Raw genomic sequence first — 19,002 nt, 5'->3', positions numbered from 1 at the left:
CGCAATGCCGCGTTTCAGCGCGCGTCGTCGAATAGCGCCGCCATCAAGCCGCTCGCGCGCTGCACGCGGGCGCAAACCGCGCGCTCCAGCACCGAGCGCCCTTCCGGCACGGCCAGCGTGAACCACGTGCGCGCGCGCGTGATGCCCGTGTAGACGAGTTCGCGCGTGAGAATCGGACTGTACGTATCGGGCAGCACGAGCGCCGCGTGCGTGAATTCCGAACCCTGCGACTTGTGCACGGTCAGCGCGAACACGGTCTCGACGCCTTGCAGGCGGCTCGGCGACACCCACTTCACGCCGCCCGCGCCATCGCCCGACGGGAACGCCACGCGCAGCACCGGCGGCGCGCCCGCTTCCACGGGCAGATCGAGCGCAATGCCGATATCGCCGTTCATCAGCCCAAGCTCGTAGTCGTTATGCGTGACGAGCACGGGCCGCCCCGCATACCAGTCGCCGAGCGGATCGATCAGACCGTCTTCCTGCAGCAACCGCGCGACGCGCCGATTAAGCCCCTCCACGCCCCAAGTGCCGCGTCGCAACGCGCACAGCAACTGGAACTGCGTATGCGCCTGCAAAACCGCCGATGCCCACTTCGCCAGCGCTTCCGGCGACGCGCCCGCTTCCGGACGCAACGCACGCATGGTGTGCAGATAATGCCGATAGCCCCGGCGCTGCGTGGCGGGCGCGCTGCTGCCGCCGCCCGCTTCTTCGTTCACCACGCCGTCGGTGATCAGCGCGCGCAACGGCGCGTCGTCGCCCGCCGGACAGATGAGGCGCGCGAGATCCGCATAGCCGCGCGTCCAGATCTTCGCCACGCCCGTGGCATCGCCCGCGTTGACGAGTTCTGCCAGCGCGCCAATCCCGCTTTCCGATGCGAAACGATGGCTCTCGCGCAGCATCGCCACGGCCTGATCGAGCGGCGTGCCGTGCGTATCGAGCATGGCGGCGTCGATGCGCTCGCCCGTGGCCGCTTCGAGCCATGCGCGCGTCGCCTCCGTGTAGTGGCCGTCGCGCGCGCGCTCGCAAAGTTCGCCGAGCACCGCGCCCGCTTCGACCGAGGCCAGCTGGTCCTTGTCGCCGAGCAGGATCAGACGCGCATTCGACGGCAACGCATCGAGCACCGCGGCCATCATCTCCAGATCGACCATCGACGCTTCGTCGATCACGAGCACGTCGACGGGCAGCGGATTGCCCGCATCGTGACGAAAACGCCGGCTGCCGGGCCGCGTGCCGAGCACGCGATGCAGCGTGGTCACGACAGTCGGAATCGCGCTGCGCAGCGCAGCCGGATCGACGCGCTGCGCGAGCGCGTCGAACGGCAATCGTTCGACGGCGCCCGCGATCGATTCGTTCAGGCGCGCGGCGGCCTTGCCCGTCGGCGCGGCGAGGCGAATGCGCAGCGGGCGTCCGCCTGTGCCGTCCGGATCGAGCGCCAGCGTTTGCAGCAGCGCCAGCAATTTGACGACGGTGGTCGTCTTGCCCGTGCCGGGTCCGCCCGTGATGATGCTGAACGCGCTGCGCGCCGCGAGCGCGCACGCGAGTTTCTGCCAGTCCGCGCCTTTTGCCGATGCCGAACGCGGCGCGAACAAGGCGTCGAGCGCCGCGCGCGCCGCCGCGGCGGGCAGCGCCGCTTCGAGACGCGGTCCGCGCGCAAGCCGCGCTTCGATACCCGCGCGCACGTCCTGCTCGTACTGCCAGTACCGGCGCAGATAGAAACGATTGCCGGCCAGCACGAGCGGCGTGCTGTCTTGCACGCTGGCTTGCGTGCTGTCGTGCCCATCGGCTTGCGCGTGCCCGACCAGTTCCGGCGCGTCGAGCGCCGCGCGCCAGCGCTCGAGCGTCACCCCCGCGAGCACTTCGGCGGGCGGCTGCGGCGGCTCGGCCGTGGGCGTTTGCGGACCGTCGGGCGGCAACGAGAGCGCGAAGGCGGGATCGTCGAGCGTCGCCTGCAAGTCGAGACACACATGGCCGCGCCCCAACTGATGACTCGCGAGCGCGGCGGCGAGCAGCAACAGCGGCGGCGCATCGGGCGTCTCGTCGAGCAGAAAGCGCGCGAACGCGCCGTCGAGCGTGCGCAGCCAGCCGCGCTCCACCCAGCGATCGAGCGTCGCGAGCATCTGCGCCGCCGACTCGCTGACGTTGGGACGCTGCGCGATGGACTCAGCGGCTTCGACAGGCGCCGGCTTCGCCTCCTCCTCGATCTCTTCAGGCAAAAACGTATCGAACAGATCGCCGGTCGTGCCGATCGCGCCTTTCGGCAAATCGTTGCGCGTGTTGCGTCGCGGGCTCATGCTGCATCCTCAAGCGCGTCGTGATGCGCGAACAGCGCATCGAGTCCTTCGATCAACTCGCGCGGCGGGCGCTCCCAATGCAGGCCCTGGCTCGGCGCACGGCCGCCGCGCAGGAACATATAGACGGCGCCGCCCACGTGCAGGTCGTAGTCGTAATCGGGCAAACGCGCCTTCAGCAAACGATGCAGCGCGAACAGATAAAGCGCGTACTGCAACTCATAACGCGAGTGCAGAATCTGCGCGCTCATTCTCGATTCGGTGTACGAATCATCGTCGGCTCCGAGCCAGTTCGATTTGTAATCGGCGACGTAATAGCGACCCTCGTGCTCGAACACCAGATCGATAAAACCCTTGAGCATACCGTTCAAACGCGTCGCGTCGAGCGGCGGACGCGGCGCGCCGTCGAGCGTGAGTTCGGTGACGAGCGCATCGAGTTCGAGCGTATTCACCTTGTGCGCCGCGACCCAGAATTCCATTTCCGCCATATACGACGCGCTGTCGAGCTTCGCGAGCGTGAGCGGCGCCACCGCTTCGCCATCGATCGACGGCAGACGCAGCGGCGTGCTCAACCACGCCAGCATCCACGAGGTGAGCGTATCGATCCATTGCGACCAGCCGCGCACGTTGCAGCGCCGCGCGATCATGTCGCGCAGTTTCGTGGCGTCGCGCGCGACTTCCGCAAAGCCCTCGTTCGCCACCCACTCGATGAGTTCGTGCAGGAAGCTGCCCGCGTCCGCGCCGCGCTCGAAGCCGTGCATCGGCGCGCCCTCGGGCGCGAGTTCCGCCGATACGGGCAACACATCGTCCGCGTCGACATCGTCGATCACGCGCGCGTCGAGCAGTTCGCGAAACACGTCTTCACTGCGCGTGTCGGGCGCGATGTGTTCTTCCTGCGCCATCTGCGCCGCGTAGGCGAGTTGCGTGCCCTCCACGGTTTTCAGGCTCGAATAGCTCGCGATCCACCACGGTTCGCGCCCACGCCGCGGGAACATGCGCGCGTGACCGCGCACGACGCCCGGCCCGCGCAGCGCGAAGGTTTCGTGCGTGGGCACAGGCGCTTCCGCCACCGCGATATCCGCGCATGCGCCGCGCAACTCGCCGAGCAGCGTCGCGCTCTGCTCCGCCGGCAACGGCGCGCCGCCGCTCACCAGATAACCGAATGCGCTGCCTTCGACGTTCTGCAACGGCGCATAACCGATCCACGTCGCGTAACGCGCGCGCGTGAGCGCGACGTAAAGCTTGCGCAGATCCTCGCCGAGCCGTTCGCGATCGGCCTGCGCCAGCACCTGCCTATCCGCTTCGAGCGTGACGCGCAGATTGCCCGCCTCGTCGTGCCATTTGAACGGCACGTCGTCGGCCTTCACCGCGCGATGCGCGCACGCGAACGGCAGAAATACGAGCGGATATTCGAGGCCTTTCGACTTGTGGATCGTCACCACCTGCACGAGTCCCGCGTCGCTTTCGAGGCGCAACTGGCGTGCGTCGCCACCGCCGCCCGCACTCTCGTCCTCGCGTTGTTCGTCGAGATAGCGGATCAATGCGTGTTCGCCATCGAGCTGCGTGCTCGCCTGCTGCAACAGTTCGGCCAGATGCAGCAGATTCGTGAGCGCGCGCTCGCCGTTCAGACCCGCCGCCGCGCTCGCGCCGAGCAGCCGCTGCGGCACATGGAAGTCGTTGAGCAGACGACGCAGCATCGGCAGCACGCCCTTCTTGCGCCACACTTCGCGATAGCCGCGAAATTGCAGCACGCGCGCTTCCCATGCGATTTCGTCGCGACCGAGCGCATCGAGTTCATCCCAGCCGAGGCCGAGCGATCCCGTTGCGAGCGCGCTGCGCACGAGGCGGCCGTCGTCGGGTTCGGCGCACGCGCCGAGCCAGTAGCGCAATTCTTCCGCTTGCGGCGTTTGATACACGGAATCGCGATCGGACAGATAAACGCTGCGCACGCCACGCGCCGCCAGCGCTTCGCGAATCGCGCGCGCTTCGTCGCGATTGTTCACGAGCACCGCCATGTCGGCCGGTTGCAGGGGCCGCATGCCGTGCTCGCCTTCGAAGCCCGCCGTGCCCGCCTGGCCGAGATTCAGCAGGCGCGCCATCTCGGTCGCGCAACTCGCCGCCATGCTCGCGAAATACGCGGTCTTGCTCAAGGGTTTGCCGTCGGCCGAAGCGGGCAACCACCAGACGTTCAGCGCGGGCACGTCGCCGCCAGGCGCGACCAGCGAGTCGGGACGCCCGGCTGCATCCGCCGCGACGAAAGGCAACGCATTGGCTTCGCCTGGCGCGCCGCGAAACAGGAATGCGCCGCTGCCTTCGGGCCGCTGCTCCGCCGCCTCGAAACAGCGATTGACCGCATCGACCATCGCGCGCGTGGAGCGGAAATTTTTCTTGAGCGTATAGAGCCGCCCCGCGCACGCCTCGCGCGCGCGCAGATACGTGTAGATATCCGCGCCACGGAACGCGTAGATCGCTTGCTTAGGATCGCCAATCAAGACGATAGCCGTCTCATTGCGGTTCGCCTGGATATCGTAGACCGCATCGAAGATCCGGTACTGCACTGGATCGGTGTCCTGGAACTCGTCGATCAAGGCCACAGGATACTGCTTGCGGATGATCTCGGCGAGACGCGGCCCATTAGGCTTCTTCAGCGCGTCGAGCAGACGCGTGAGCAGTTCGTCGAAACCCATCTGCGAGCGCCGCGTCTCTTCCTCTTCGAAGCGCCGCGCGATCCAGCGCGCCGCGTGGCAAAGAATCGGCAGCTTCGCCGTGGGCCGCGCGGCCAGCGCCTCGCGCAACGCCTCCATCGCCACGAAGCAATCGTGCGCGGGCGGCGGACCGTCCTTCCAGATTTCCGCGAGGCCGGCGGGCGTAAGACGCGTCCACACGGCGGCATCGTCCTTGAAACCGGGATGCAGACTGTCGGGATCGTTGGCCCATTCGCGCAGCTTGCTGAACCACGTTTCGCAATTGCGCGTATTCAGTTTCTTCGCGTCGAACAGCTTTTTCTCGCGCGCGGCCGCAATCAGTCCTTCCGCTTCGTCAATGCCCGTGCGCCACGGCGCTTTCAGCAGTTCGAGCGCGTCGTGCGCCTGCTTGCGGGCTTCGCTCAGCGCGGCTTCGGGCACGTCGGCGTCGGGCAGCAGTTCGGCGTGACCGAGCAGGCTGCGAATCGCACCGTGCAAGGCATCGGGACTCGCGAACCACGCGCGGACCTGCGCGGCGTCTTGCGCATCGAGCGGCGCGAGAAACGTGCGCCAGTAATCGCGCACGACTTCGGCGCGCAACTCGGTCTGATCGGCTTCGAGCGTCTGCGAAAACAGGCTGTCGCTGTCGAATGCGTGCTCGCTCAGCATGCGATTGCACCAGCCGTGAATCGTCGAGACCGCGGCTTCGTCCATCCATTCGGCAGCGAGTTGCAGACGGCGCGCGCACGCGGGCCATTGCGCTTCGGGATATTCCGCACGCAGATCGTGCAGCAGATCGGTGCCCGTCGCGCGCTGCGAATCCTCGTCGGGCTCGGCGCGGAAATACTCGGCCGCTTCGATCAGACGCGCGCGGATCCGCTCGCGCAGCTCCTTCGTGGCCGCGTCCGTGAAGGTCACGACGAGAATTTCCGGCGGCGTGAGCGGACGCATCGCGGGCTGTGCATCGGCAGCGGTTTCGCTGTGCGCGAGCGCTTCTTCGTCTTCGTGGGATTCGTCGAATTCGTCGAATTCGTCGAACTCGTCGTCGAAGTCGAATTCGTCGCGCTCCTGAGCGTCACGCGTGCCCGCATGACCGAGCACGAGCCGCACGTAAAGCATCGCGATCGTGAAAGTCTTGCCCGTGCCCGCGCTCGCTTCGATCAGGCGGCTGCCGTAAAGCGGAAACGAGAGCGGCTTCAATTCGTTGGCGATCATGTCGTCGGCCGGGGTCATGCGGCGTCTCCTGCGTTGTCGGCAGACGCGGCGCCGCTTTTCTTCTTCGATGAAGCGAGCGGCGCGCGCTGCACCGGCAGCAATAACGTGGCCGCGAGCGTCGCGAATTCGTCGCCTGCGATCAGCGTGTCGAAGTCGGGAAATGCGCGGCGCACGTACGGATTCGTCTCGCACTCGCCCGCCATGCGCGCCGCGCCCTCGAAGGCCGTGCGCGCCGCTTCCCACGCTTCGGCGGGCACCGCGCCCGCCGCCGCGTCGTAGTCCGCCGGCAATTTGCGCAGCCAGGCGAAGGCCGTTTTCACCGCGAGCGGCAACGGCCGCCGCGCGCCTTCGTCCCACGCCGCCAGCAGCGCGAGCAACCACGCGCGCGCAGTCTCGCGCGCGAGCGGCGCGAACTCCGCCACGCCCACCTTACTCACCACGACCGTGGTCACTTCGCCCACCGCGAGTTGCGCTGCAACGTGCGCGACCCAGTATGCGACGAGCCGTTCGCCGCGATACTTGTTGTCCTTCACGAGCGTGCCGGGTTCGAGAATCACGCGCCCGAGCGTGCCGTCCTCGCCTTCGCGAATATCGTCGAGCCAATCCTGCACGTCGATCGTGCGACCTTCGCGCGCGAGATCCAGACGAATTTCATATTGATCGGTACGCAGACGCGGCCAGCGCGCGAGCGCCTTGCGATATTCGATGAACAGTTCTTCCATCGGCGCGAGCAGTTCCTCGCCGATCACTTCGCCGAAGCCGCCGCTCGCGAGATCGCCGCTGCGATGCATGCGTTCGAGCCGTTCGCGCGCGACCGGTTCGAGATCGGTTTCGCCGCGCTCCATCGCCGCCACCTGCGCGCGAATCAGTTCGCCCTGCAACTGCCACGCCTGCAATGCATCCACTTCGAACGGCTCGTGGTTCTCGCTCGCTTCGTCCTGCATTTCGAGCGCCACGCGCAAACGCTGACGAAAGAAGCTGCGCACCGGATCGCGAAGAAACTCCGCGAGTTCACGCACCGAAAGCGGCTCGTCGCGCTCGGGCGCGGGCAGCGTCGGCGCGTCGGCCGCGGCGCTCGCCAGCGGCGCGGGACGGCTCCATTCGTGCGCATAGGTGTACAGCGGCGCGTGACGCGGATCGGCCGGAAAGTAGTCGGCGCTGAACGGCTGCAACCGATGTTCGATCGTGAGCGCGTCGAGTAGCGCGTCGGGCTTGCCGTCTTCGCTGTCGAGCCGCCAGCCCGCCTTGATGTGATCGCGCAACTGCCCGACCAGCACCGAAGGCGGACGCGGTGTGTTGTCGGTCACGCTGCGGCCGATCCACGAGATATGCAGATGCTCGCGTGCGGACAGCAGCGCTTCGAGAAACAGATAGCGGTCGTCCTCGCGGCGCGAACGGTCGCCGGGACGATAGTCGCGCCGCATCAGGTCGAAGTCGAGCGGCGTGCGGCTGCGCGGATAATCGCCGTCGTTCATCCCGAGCAGACAGACGTAGCGAAACGGAATCGCGCGCATCGGCATGAGCGTGGCGAAGGTCACCGCGCCTGCGAAAAAGCGCTGCGAAAGGCCGCCGCCGTCGAGCTGGCCGAGCCAGTTTTCGGCGACGATGGCGAGCGGCAGCGCGTCCGTGAGTTCGGCTTCGCTGCACGCGTCGCGCCACGTTTCGAGCGCGCTGTCGAGGCGTTCGAGCGTGTACGCGTCCTCGCCTTCGTCGGTGGCGAAGAAGGTGGCCTTCAACGCGCGCAGACGCTCGCACCAGACGTCCACGCTCGCCGGTTCGCGCAGCGTGCGCCATGCGTGGTCGAGTGCGTCGATCAGGCGTGTAAGCGGGCCGAGCAAGGCCGCGTCGAGCCCGCCGATTTCCGCATACGGCTCGATCCCGCGCCACGCGCTCGCACGATCGCCGGCCGCATAACCGAGCAGCATCCGGCGCAGCCCGAAAGCCCAACTGTTCGGCGCGCCGCTTTCGCCATGCGGCAGGCCGAGGCTCGCGCGCTGTTCGGCATGCAAACCCCAGCGGATATTCGCGCCATCGATCCAGTTGCGCAGCGTCGGCACATCCTCCGCGTCGATCTCGAAGCGCGTGCGCACGGCGGGCACTTCGAGCAGATCGAGCACGTCGCTCACGGTGACGCGTCCGTGCGGCAGCGCGAGCAGCATTTCGAGCGCGCCGATCAACGGATCGAATGCGCGCTGCGCGCGGTCCGCGACGCTGAACGGGATATAGCGCGGATCGTCGCTATCGACAAGACCGAACACGGCTTGAATATGCGGCGTGTAAATCTCGATGTCGGGCACCATCACGATCACGTCGCGCGGCCGCATCGCGGGGTCGGCCGCGAACGCCGCGAGCAGACGGTCGTGCAGGATCTCCACTTCGCGCTGCGCGCTGTGCGCGACGTGAAAGCGGATCGACTCGTCGGTCTGCGGATCGACGGCGGGCCAATGCTCGCGCGTCTCCGGCAGCGGACGCAGATCGCGAATATCGTCCTGCAGTTCTTGCAGCAACGTGTGCGCGTCGGCGCCGTCGAACAGATCGATACGCTGACCGATGCGCGTGAAATGCGGCGTGTAGGTTTCGCGCGCTTCGTCGCTGTCGTATTCGTCGAGCAGGCCGATGAAGTCGCGCCCCTGCTTGCCCCACGCCGCCAGCAAGGGTTGCGCGTGCAGATGCAGTTGCGATTCGTCGAGCACGGCGGGCGCGCCCGCGCGGCGGCGCTGACGCGCGTGACGCGCGCGCAGCAGATCCTGGTCGGCGACGATATCGGCCCAGTAGTGCATGCACGGGTTGTGCACGCAGAGCAGCACCTGGCTCCAGCGCGCGAGCGCCGCAAGCACTTCGAGCGACTGGCGCGGCAGACTCGAAATGCCGAACACCACGAGGCGGCGCGGCAGGCCACGCGGCCTCGGCTCGCCTTCCTGCCACGCCTGCGCGCGGCGCATGAAGAGATCGTGCACCGCCGCCCGGCCGGTTTGCGCGAGTGCGCTACCCGCAGGCGCGCGCTCGCTCACGTCGGCGAGCAGCGCGCGCCAGAGCGCGGCTTGCCAGCGCGCGTCGTCGGCGAGCGGCACGCGGTTGTTGCGCGCGTCGATCAGCACGTCGTCGTGATCGGCCCACGCAGCGAGCCAGTCGGCGCGATACACCTGGTACTGGTCGAACAGGTCGGCCACGCGTTGCGCGAGCTGAAAACACTTGCGCTGTTCCTCGTCGTTGGCCATGAAGCGCTTGAGCGGCTCGTAGCCCGGCTCGTCGAGCAGCGCGGGCAGCATGCGCATCAGCCGCCAGACGAGGCGCGATTTATCGAACGGCGAGACGGCCGGCACCGCGTCCTCGCCCAGCACCGCGCGATACACCTGCCAGAGAAAACGCGACGGCAGCGACATTTCCAGCGCCGCTGCGATGCCACACCCGCCGTCCTCGGGATCGGCGGCGAACGCGAGCTTGAGCCACTGCGCGATGCCGTTACTCTGCACCAGCAGCATTTCCTTTTCGAGCGGCGCGATCGGATGCTGACCGATCCACTGAACGATCAGGTCGCGCAGCCGTTCGGGCTCGTTGCCGTGAACGAGCATCAGGCCCGGAGGCAAGGCGCGCGCGTTCACATGCGGCTCCGTTGCGGCGCGCGGGCGGGCCGGGAAAGAAGATCGTGCGGGTGGAATGCGGCCATGTCGCCTGGTCGTAAATGTCGCAAATGTTGCCGATAGGAAACTCGGGCGCGGCGCGGAGTGGCGCGTGCCGCCCGGAGGATATCCGCGGCCCGATGCGATAGTTTACGACATCGGCGTGCTCGACGATGCCAGGTTTTGCGACGCGGCCAGCGACGGTTCAGGCCGGTTCAGGCCGCGCGTGCGCCCGGAGCGGGCACGGCGTCCACGCCGGGGATAACGTGAGCCGTATGAGGGCTTTCGTGCGTGGATAGTGCGGTGTAGCGCGCGCGTGGCGCGAACATGCGCTGAAGTGTTGGTCGCGAAGTCACGGTCGAACCGCGGTCGAAGCGCGGTCGAATTCGCGCTTGAATTCAACCGCGCTTCGTTCCCGTCTGCTGGCGCAGCCGCCGCGCTCAGGCCAGCGTGGCCGCCGCGAACTTGCCGATATCCGTAGCCGGATCGCGCAGCGCCGCCACGTCGAGCGTCTTGCCCGAACCGACCAGCTTCTTGCCGCACAGGAAATCGGACATCGAACTGACCGCATCGACCGCCAGCAGCGTGCCGTTTTTCAGGTAGTAGACGGCAAAGCGACGCGCCGCCGGATCGCCGCGCACGACGGTCTCGTCGTAGCCTTCGAGCAGGCCGACGGTCTGCAGCTTCAGTTCGTACTGATCGGACCAGAACCACGGTGCGTCGCAGGCCGGACGCGGCTTGCCGACGATCGCCGCCGCCGCGAGCTTCGCCTGTTCGACCGCGTTGTGCACGCTTTCGAGGCGGCCCGTGCGGCTGTAGTGCGAAAGCGGACGGCTCGCGCAGTCGCCGATGGCGAATACGTCCGCGTCGGAGGTGCGCGAATCGTCGTCGACCTGAATGCCGTTGACGCAGACGATGCCCGCCGTCTCGGCCAGCCCCACGTTCGGCACGATGCCGATGCCGATCAGCGCCAGCGTGGCCGGCACCACTTCGCCGCCCGCGAGCTGCACGCCCGTGAGCTTGCCGTTTTCGCCGACCAGCGCCTCGATCTTCGCGTTCAGGCGCAGATCGACGCCCTGCGCGCGATGCAGGTCGGCGTAGAACGTCGACACGATTTCGCCCGTCACGCGGCCCAGCACGCGCGGCGCGGCTTCCAGCACGGTCACGTCGTGGCCGAGCTGACGCGCGGCGGCGGCGGCTTCCAGGCCGATATAGCCCGCGCCGATCACGACGAGCTTTTCGCCGGGCTGAACGCGTTCGCGCAGCACGTCGGCGTCGGCGAGCGTGCGCAGCGCGACCACGCCCGAGAGGTCGTGGCCCGGCACCGTCAGCGCGCGCGGCAGCGAGCCGGTCGCGAGAATCAGCTTGTCGTAGTGCAGGCTGCTGCCGTCGCCGAGCGTGAGCGTATGGCCCGCGCGGTCGAGCGACTGCGCGCTCACGCCGAGCTTCAGCTCGATACGGTTGTCTTCGTAGAACTGGCGCGGCTTGAGCCAGAGGCGCTCGACGTCGGTCTCGCCCTTCAGATACGCCTTGCTGAGCGGCGGACGATGATACGGCGGCACAGGCTCCTCGCCCACCAGCACGATGCGCCCTTCAAAACCGTATTGACGCAGCAGCGCCGCGGCGTTGCCACCCGCGTGCCCTGCCCCGACGATCACCACCGTGCTGCCCTGTTCCTGCATGTCCGCTCCCTGAGGTCTGCGTGCGCGCGGCCCGCGCGCCGTGTTCGTGTTTCGTATCCGCGTCGCCTGTTTCGTTCAGGCACGCTTAAGCCCGCCATTTTCGCATCGGAAACACGCGGCTTGTGTCTTGCTTGCGCCTGCTTGCGCCCGCTTGCGCCGTGTTTCCGATCGGCAACGCGCGCTCGCGCCGCTGGCCGGGACCGAGATCATCTCACGATCGCGCCGGCCGCCCCGCAAAAGTCCCCGTTCGGCGCGGGGATCGGTATCGCCGCTCAATCGAGCGCGCGGTCGTTCGGCGCGGCGTAGAGCTTGCGCAGCGCGTCGCTCATCGGAAACCGCCAGTCCGCGCCGCTGCCGGGCGTCGGCTGCTCGAACCACTTCGTGTAGAGCTTGCCCATTTCGCCGCTCCTCATGAGCGCGCTCATCGCGTCGTCGACGACCTGACGGAAAGCCGGGTCGCCGTTGCGCATCACGAACGCATACGCCTCGGACGACTGCGGCGTGCCGACGATCACCCAGTCCGCCGGCTTCGCCATGTGGGCGCGCGTGCCCGCGAGCAGGACGTCGTCCATCATGTAGGCCACGGCGCGGCCCGATTCGAGCATGCGCCGTCCCTCGCCGTAGTCGTGCGCGCTGAGCACCTGCATGTTCATGCGGCGATCGAGATTCATGCGGCGCAGCATGCGCTCGGACGTCGTGCCCTGATTCGTGACCACGGTCTTGCCCGCGAGGTCCGGAAAATCGTGAATGCCCGAGTTGCGGCGCGTGAGCAGGCGCGTATCGGCGATGAAAAACGTGTCGGAGAACTGCACCTGGCGCTGGCGCGCGCGGGTATTGGTCGTGACGCCGCAGACCAGATCGACGCTGCCGTTCTGCACGAGCGGCATGAGATTCTGCGACGTGACGGCGATAAAGCGCACGCCCAGCCCCGGCCGCTGCGTGTGCGCCTTGACCGCCGCGATCACGCGGTCGCATATGTCCTGCGAAAAGCCGACGACCTTGCCGTTCGCATCGACGGACGAAAACGGCACCGAGGTCTCGCTGTAGCCGATCGCGATCGCGTTGGCGTCGCGGATCTTGTCGAGCGTGGGCTGCGCGACCTGCGCGCGCGCCAGCCCCGGCCACGCCACGGCGGCCGCCGCCATCGCAACGAACGCGACGAACGTGACGGACACGACGGACCTGACGAGCGCGGTGCCGGCGGCGGCACGCAGACCTGACGGCGGGCGCCTCAATCGGCTCATAACAGTCTCTCTCCTTGTTGACGGGCGAACGGCAGCAAACCTTGCGCGCATCCCGAAATCCGATGCCGCCCTGCATCATGCCACGGCCATCGCTTCCCCTTGACGGACGGCAAGCCTGAGATAAAGCGGCGCGGCTATCCTTGCGCCCGGCTCGCACGGGCCGCCGCGCGCATCGGCCTCGCCGGCACGCCGCGCTCGCGCATTCCGCATTCGCGCTGTATTCGTTCGCACTCCCTCCTTCGGAAGCAATATGATCAAGGCAACCCTCACCGCGCTGGCGCTTGCTGCCGCATTCACCGCCGGCAGCGCATCGGCGCAACCGGCGCCCGCGCAAGCCGCGCCCTCCATCGATCAGTCCGATGTGTTCTACGCCGCCTGCCAGAAGCCCGAGAACCGCGACGCCTGCCTGCTGTACATGGCCGGCTACGCCAACGGCGCGCTCGTGCAGGCGCTGCTCGACCGCCAGCAGCCGCGCTACTGCCTGCCGCCGACGGCCACGCGTCCGCAGCAACTCGGCGCGGTGCTCGCGTATATGAAGGGCCATCTGGAAAATATGCTCGAGCCCACGGGCGCGGTCGTCTACAAGGCGCTGATCGCCGCGTACCCCTGCCAGGCGAAGCGCTGAACCTGCGCGGGCGCGGGCAACGGGGCTAGAATCGGCACACGCCCCACGGCCCCGACTGGAGACGCCCCGCCATGACCCTCGCCGCCTCGCCCCGCCGCCCGCGCGTCTATCTCGCGGGCTTCGACGTTTTTCGTCTCGATGCGATCGAGCACGGCGCGCGACTCGTTGCCGCGTGTGCGGAGTTCGGCTTCGAAGGCGTCTATCCGCTCGACGCCCAGGCGCCCGCCGACCTCGACGGCCCGCGCCAGGCCGCCTGGATCTACCACGCGAACATCGAATCGATCCGCACCGCCGACATCGTCATGGCGAATGTCGACGACTTTCGCGGCCCCGGCGAGCCCGACTCCGGCACGGCGTTCGAGATCGGCTTCGCCGCCGCGCTCGGCAAGGAGATCTGGGCCTACACGACGGACGACGGCACGCTGGCCGAACGCGTGCCCTCGCGCGCCGATCCGCGCGGACGCGTCTGCGAACGCGGCTTCCTGGTCGAAGATTTCGGGCTCTCGAAGAACCTCATGATCGCGTGCTCGGCGCGCATCGTGCAAGGCGACGCGCGCGCGTGCCTCGCCGCGATGGCGCAAGGGCGCACGCTCTGACGCACGCCCTCGCGCTTCACGCGCGGCCGGCCATCGCGCTCAGTGATGCAGCGCGCTCATCGTGCTCATGCGCTGCAACGCGCGGATGCGCGCCACGGCCGGACGGTCGGCGACCGCGCTCTGGTAGAGCTTCGCGAGATCGGCCTTGAGCGCCGTGCGCGACGCGCCGTCGAGATACACCATATGCCCCGAGGGATAGAAGCGCGCGCTGAGGTTGTCGCGCACTTTCTGGTCGGCGAGCGGCATCTTCTGCAGATCGATCACGGTCTGATAGAACGGCGTGACGAAGTCGTAATAGCCGTTCGCGGACAGCACGCGTAGATCCGGATTCAAGGCCATCACCGCCGCCAGATCGCCGGCCGTGTAGAGCACGATATTGCCTTGCGCGTCGACGCCCTTCTGCGCGCCGGTCGGATCGATATGGCCGAAATTCCAGTTCTTGAACGCCTGATCGTTGAGGTCCGTGAACGACGAATTGGTGCGGAACTTGAGCGTCTCGTTCAGATAGCTGTTCCACATCGCCGTATAAACGCCGCTGACCGCCGTCATGGTCGGATCGTTGCCGCCCGCGTTCGGATCGACATTGCCCGCAATGCCCGTGTCGATCGCCGTCACGCGCCCGTCGTACGAACCGAGCGCCACGCCCTTGTCCTTGAGCAGCGTGGTGAGAAAGAGCGAATTGCCGCGGCTGTCGTAACCGGCGACATCGAGATTCCAGGCTTGCAGCGTTTGCGTGTCGATGCCCGTGTATTGCGAGAGCGTCTTGAGCGTGGCGGGAATCGACGAGTCTTTCGGATCGGGAAATTTCGCCAGCGCCTCGCGATAATCGGTGCGCGCGAATTGCGCGACCTGCGCGACGAAACTCTGCAGATCCTTCGGCGCGGGCTTCACGCCGAGCCGCTTGTGGAACCACGCGTCGGCGGCGGCCGTCGGCAAGGCGCCGATGGGATTGCCGCTCTGCGTGTAATCGAGTATCGACGATTGCAGCGTGATGCCGTTCAGGTCCACGCCGTCTTCGTGCAGCCGGTATGCGAGCACGCAGCTGCGCGCCGTGCCATACGATTCGCCGTACAGAAACTTCGGCGAATTCCAGCGATCGTTCGCGCTCAGATAGCGCTTGATGAACTGCTTGAGCGAGTCCGCGTCCTGATCGACGCCCCAGAAGTCGCGGTTGTGGTGCGGCGCGATGGCCGCCGAATACCCCGTGCCGACCGGATTGACGAAGATGAGGTCGCTCTTGTCGAGCAGGCTGTCGGGATTGTCTTCGAGCGTATACGGCGCGGGCGGCGTGAAGCCCGGCATCGACGTCTTGATGCGCCGCGGCGCGAACGAGCCGAGCAGCACGAACACCGACGACGAACCCGGCCCGCCGTTGTAGAAGAACGTGACCGGACGGTCCTGCGCCTGCACGCCGTCCTTCGTGAACGCCACGTAGAAGATCTTCGCGTTGGGCTGCGAGCTGCTCGGATCGACGGTGACGAGGTGGCCCGCGGTCGCGGTGTAGGCGATCACCTCCTTGCCGATCTGGATCGCGTGATGCGTGATGGCGGCGTTCTCGGTCATGTCGGTGACGAAGTCGTCGGGACCGTTGCCGTAGGCGGTGGGATCGAAGCACGGCTGGTCGGCGGGGCTGCGGTGCTTGCCGTTGCTGCCGGCCGGACCGTGTTCTTGACCGTTGCTGGACTGAGCCTCTTCGTTCATGTCGTCTCCTTGCTCGTGGTACGCCGGTGGGTCGTTCAGCGCCGCGCCTGGCGACAGGCGCGGGGGCTGCAACGGTGACGCACCGCGTGCCGGGGCGCCGCGTCACGATCGACACGGCGCGGATGGCACGCGGTTTCGCTTCGGAAACCAGGAAAACTTTTGTGTACGCCCCGCATCGAGCCGAACCGGGCGGAGCGCGCAGGCACTCGATGCTACGCCGAGCCGAGCGCCGCCGCCACCTTGCCGCCCACCGGCGTGCCGAGTCCCGTGCAGGCGTCCCAGCCCGGCCCGGCGGTGTAATCGCCGTTGTTGCCGCTCGTGATGTCGTTGAACGCGCCGGGCTGCGCGTAGAGCTTCGCATTGACGAAACCCGCCGCCTTGCCGTTGGTCGCGTTGATGCGCGCGATCAGCGCGGCCCACAGCGGCGCGACCGCGCTCGTGCCGCCCACCACCGTATCCGCGCCGCCGATGTGCACGGCATAACCGCTGGCCGGATCGGCGTCGCCGGCCACGTCGGGCACGCCGCGCCGCACCAGCGCGCCCGCGCCGCCGCTGCTGCGCACGACGCGCAAACCCTTCTGCCAAGCGGGCAGCGCGAAGGTGGCGCTGACGCCGCCGCCGGTCGCGCCGTCGCCCTGCGCGGCGGCGCTGCCCCAGACGGACTCGCGCGTGATCTGGCCGTTTGCGGCCGTGACGTGCGTGCCGCCGCAGCCGAGCGCGTACGGGCTCGACGCCGGGAAATCGACGTGATCGGCGCCGTCGGTCAGGCCATCCGACGAGCCGCTGTCGCCCGATGCCGCGCACACCGTCACGCCCAGCGCGACGGCGGTTTGCAGCGCGTCGTTCAGCGCGCTGAGCGTCTGCTGCGACCACGCCGATTCGGGCGCGCCCCAGCTGATCGAAATGACCGAGGGCTTGCGCTGGCTGTCGTGCAGCGCCGCGCTCACCGCGTCGACGAAACCGGCTTCGCTGTTGGGCGCGAAGTACACCGCGATCAGCGCGGCCGGCGCGAGCGCGCCCACGATCTCGACGTCGAGCGTCACTTCGCCGTCCGGGCCGTTCGCGTCGCCGGTCGGCGCGTTCTTCGCCTGATCGACGGACACCGCTTCCACCTTCGGCATGGCCACGCCGAGCGCGCTGAAATAGGCCTTGAGGTCGGACTCCGTGTAGCCGCCGCCCATTTCGATCAGCGCGATGCACTGGCCTTTGCCGTCGCCGGCGGGGAAATCGTAGAGGCTCGCGAGTTCGAGCGGCGTGAACGAGCGATTCACGGCGCGCGCGGCGCGGATGGGCGCGTGGATCGGGTTATCGTTCTGGCCGCCTTGCGTCGAATCGATGCGAAAGTGCGGCCGCACCTTCGCGCGATTGTCGAGCCCGACCACGGCGGTGACGATCTCGTGCATGTCGTCGGGCAGATGCACCGGGCCGTTCGGTTGGCGATAGTGCTGCTTGAGCGTGCCGACCTGATGCTCGAAGCGCTGCAAATCGACGCCGAACGCCGCGTTGTATTGCTGCACGGTGCCCGAGAGCACCACGCGCCGCGCGCCCGCGTCGGCGCTCACGACACTCAGGCCATGCGCCTTCGCGAAGGTCTCGACGCTTTGAATATCGGCCTGCGACGCGCCGAAGCGCTTCTCGTAGTCCGCGCGCGAAACGGGCTGCGCGCCCGCCGCGCCCGAAGCGATCTTGTCGACCAGTTCGGTGAACGCGGCCTGCGCCTGGCGCCGCAAGATGAGGACGATGTCGAAATGCTCCGCGGGATCGCAAGCGCCGACGCATCGCGCGCCGGTCGGCGCCGGATGATCGCTGCCTGCCACGGGATGACGGGTCATGAACGGCTCTCCTGTTTTCGTCGTGAATCTCGGTCGTGCGTCTCTCCACGCTATGAAAGACCCATGGCCGGGTGATCGGGTTCCGCGTAACAGCGGCGCGACGCGTGCCTTCATTCATCGCGCATGAATACGCACGTATTCGACGAGCATGCACTCGCCTGGCGTCATCCGACGCGCGGGCGAATCTTTGCGAATCGACGTCAACCGCACGCACGAAGCCACGCTGAGCCAGGCCGCTCGCCGAGCGCATTCGGCATGCCCACGCGCCCGGTCTCCACTTTGCCGCCCCCGCCCTTTCATATCCATTCCGTTATACCCGCAATAAGGGACACAAATATTTCCCTTATATTTGGCTCGCGAACATGGTGCAAACACGACTTGCCCTTCACCGGAGAATTCATGAAAGTCCGCCTGCCCCGCGCTCGCCGCGTTTGCGCACCGCTCCTTGCCGCCCTGTTCGCCGCCCTCACGAGCGGCATCGGACACGCCGCCACCGCGCCGATGGGCGTGGCCTTCGTCTACCTCGGCAACCCCGGCGATGCAGGCTGGACCTACGCGCACGAACAGGGCGTGAAAGCCGTCGAAGCGCAGTACGGCGACAAGATCAAGGTGACGCGCGTCGAAGACGTGCCCGAATCGGCCGACTCCGAGCGCGTGTTCCGCGACCTCGCCGCGAAAGGCAACAAGATCATCGTCGGCTCGAGTTTCGGCTTCCAGGACTTCGAACTCAAAGTGGCGAAGGACTATCCCGACACCGTGTTCATGCACGCGACGGGCTACAAGAAAGCGCCGAACTTCGCGACCTACGACGTGCGCACGTATCAGAGCGCGTACCTCGCGGGCGTGGTGGCGGGCTACACGACGAAGTCCAACACGCTCGGTTTCGTCGGCTCGGTGCCGGTGCCCGAAGTCGTGCGCAATATCGACGCCTTCACGATGGGCGCGCGTTCGGTGAACCCGAAGGTTCGCACCAAGGTTATCTGGATCAATAGCTGGTTCGATCCGGGCAAGGAAAAGCAGGCCGCCGAAACGCTGATCGGCCAGGGCGCCGACGTGCTGATCCAGAACACCGACTCCACGGCAACGATGCAAACCGCCGAGCAGAAGAAAGTGCACGCATTCGGCTGGGATTCGGACATGAAGAAGTTCGGCCCGAACGCCCAGCTCGGCGCGTGCGTGAGCTACTGGGGCGTCTATTACTCGCATCTGATCCAGCAGGTGATGTCGGGTACGTGGACCAACGCGCCGGTCTGGTGGGGCCTCAAGGAAAAGGCCATCGATCTCGCCGATATCAACACGCAGGCCGTTTCGCCGACCGCGCAAAAGGCGCTGGCCGAGAAGCGCGATGCGATCGTCGCGGGTAAATTCGATCCGTTCGCCGGTCCGATCAAGGACCAGTCGGGCGCGATTCGCGTGGCCGCGGGCAAGGCGCTGTCGGATACCGATCTGCTGCGCCTGAACTGGTTCGTCGAAGGCGTGGACGGCACGGTGCCGAAGTAAGCGCGCAATTTATAA

General features: G+C 67.3%; 10 protein-coding genes. 3 read left to right on the top strand and 7 right to left on the bottom strand.

Going from position 1 to position 19,002, the window contains the following annotated elements:
- Window positions 1-14: 14 nt before the first annotated feature.
- From recD to G5S35_RS14910, 5 genes are all read right to left on the bottom strand, one after another.
- Window positions 15-2,291: an exodeoxyribonuclease V subunit alpha gene (gene recD, locus G5S35_RS14930; protein ID WP_237181409.1), complete on the bottom strand. Its 2,277-nt coding sequence runs from the start codon at window positions 2,289-2,291 to the stop codon at window positions 15-17.
- Window positions 2,288-6,205, bottom strand: coding sequence for an exodeoxyribonuclease V subunit beta (gene recB / locus G5S35_RS14925; protein WP_237181408.1), 3,918 nt, complete (start codon window positions 6,203-6,205; stop codon window positions 2,288-2,290). Before recB ends, recD begins: the two co-directional genes overlap by 4 nt.
- Complete coding sequence (recC, locus tag G5S35_RS14920; RefSeq protein WP_237181407.1) at window positions 6,202-9,789, bottom strand: exodeoxyribonuclease V subunit gamma; 3,588 nt, start codon at window positions 9,787-9,789, stop codon at window positions 6,202-6,204. Before recC ends, recB begins: the two co-directional genes overlap by 4 nt.
- Window positions 9,790-10,247: 458 nt before the next feature.
- The gene (locus G5S35_RS14915) at window positions 10,248-11,489 is read right to left on the bottom strand and encodes an NAD(P)/FAD-dependent oxidoreductase (RefSeq protein ID WP_183039120.1); all 1,242 of its coding nucleotides are present in this window, start codon (window positions 11,487-11,489) and stop codon (window positions 10,248-10,250) included.
- Between the two features lie 272 nt (window positions 11,490-11,761).
- Window positions 11,762-12,634 carry a transporter substrate-binding domain-containing protein gene (locus G5S35_RS14910; protein ID WP_183039421.1) on the bottom strand — a complete coding sequence of 291 codons (873 nt, stop codon included), beginning with the start codon at window positions 12,632-12,634 and terminating at the stop codon, window positions 11,762-11,764.
- Between the two features lie 349 nt (window positions 12,635-12,983).
- On the opposite strand from G5S35_RS14910, the gene G5S35_RS14905 reads away from it, so the two are divergent.
- Entirely contained in the window at window positions 12,984-13,358 is a 375-nt protein-coding gene (locus G5S35_RS14905) for a Rap1a/Tai family immunity protein (protein WP_074982405.1), read from the top strand.
- 71 nt (window positions 13,359-13,429) lie between these two features.
- Entirely contained in the window at window positions 13,430-13,954 is a 525-nt protein-coding gene (locus G5S35_RS14900; RefSeq protein WP_074982407.1) for a nucleoside 2-deoxyribosyltransferase, read from the top strand.
- Window positions 13,955-13,993: 39 nt separating this feature from the next.
- Here G5S35_RS14900 and G5S35_RS14895 read toward each other — a convergent pair whose 3' ends face one another.
- Together G5S35_RS14895 and G5S35_RS14890 are read right to left on the bottom strand one after the other, a co-directional pair.
- Window positions 13,994-15,655, bottom strand: coding sequence for a S10 family peptidase (locus G5S35_RS14895; protein WP_080180212.1), 1,662 nt, complete (start codon window positions 15,653-15,655; stop codon window positions 13,994-13,996).
- A gap of 212 nt (window positions 15,656-15,867) precedes the next feature.
- On the bottom strand, window positions 15,868-17,487 hold the full coding sequence (locus G5S35_RS14890; protein WP_183039119.1) for a S53 family peptidase: 1,620 nt from the start codon (window positions 17,485-17,487) through the stop codon (window positions 15,868-15,870).
- Window positions 17,488-17,886: 399 nt separating this feature from the next.
- On the opposite strand from G5S35_RS14890, the gene G5S35_RS14885 reads away from it, so the two are divergent.
- The gene (locus G5S35_RS14885; RefSeq protein ID WP_080180213.1) at window positions 17,887-18,987 is read left to right on the top strand and encodes a BMP family ABC transporter substrate-binding protein; all 1,101 of its coding nucleotides are present in this window, start codon (window positions 17,887-17,889) and stop codon (window positions 18,985-18,987) included.
- The last annotated feature ends 15 nt before the right edge of the window (window positions 18,988-19,002 follow it).

The organism is Paraburkholderia tropica (assembly GCF_014171495.1).
Classification (GTDB): Bacteria; Pseudomonadota; Gammaproteobacteria; order Burkholderiales; family Burkholderiaceae; genus Paraburkholderia; species Paraburkholderia tropica.
The sequence above is the reverse complement of the archived record's forward strand: the minus strand, read 5'-3'. Positions and strand labels throughout refer to the sequence as shown.

Excerpts from the sequence above, each read along its gene's own strand:
- recD (WP_237181409.1), bottom strand. The coding sequence starts at position 2,291 with ATGAGCCCGCGACGCAACACGCGCAACGATTTGCCGAAAGGCGCGATC.
- G5S35_RS14895 (WP_080180212.1), bottom strand. The coding sequence starts at position 15,655 with ATGAACGAAGAGGCTCAGTCCAGCAACGGTCAAGAACACGGTCCGGCC.
- G5S35_RS14890 (WP_183039119.1), bottom strand. The coding sequence starts at position 17,487 with ATGACCCGTCATCCCGTGGCAGGCAGCGATCATCCGGCGCCGACCGGC.
- recB (WP_237181408.1), bottom strand. The coding sequence starts at position 6,205 with ATGACCCCGGCCGACGACATGATCGCCAACGAATTGAAGCCGCTCTCG.
- G5S35_RS14900 (WP_074982407.1), top strand. The coding sequence starts at position 13,430 with ATGACCCTCGCCGCCTCGCCCCGCCGCCCGCGCGTCTATCTCGCGGGC.
- G5S35_RS14915 (WP_183039120.1), bottom strand. The coding sequence starts at position 11,489 with ATGCAGGAACAGGGCAGCACGGTGGTGATCGTCGGGGCAGGGCACGCG.
- G5S35_RS14905 (WP_074982405.1), top strand. The coding sequence starts at position 12,984 with ATGATCAAGGCAACCCTCACCGCGCTGGCGCTTGCTGCCGCATTCACC.
- G5S35_RS14885 (WP_080180213.1), top strand. The coding sequence starts at position 17,887 with ATGAAAGTCCGCCTGCCCCGCGCTCGCCGCGTTTGCGCACCGCTCCTT.
- G5S35_RS14910 (WP_183039421.1), bottom strand. The coding sequence starts at position 12,634 with ATGGCGGCGGCCGCCGTGGCGTGGCCGGGGCTGGCGCGCGCGCAGGTC.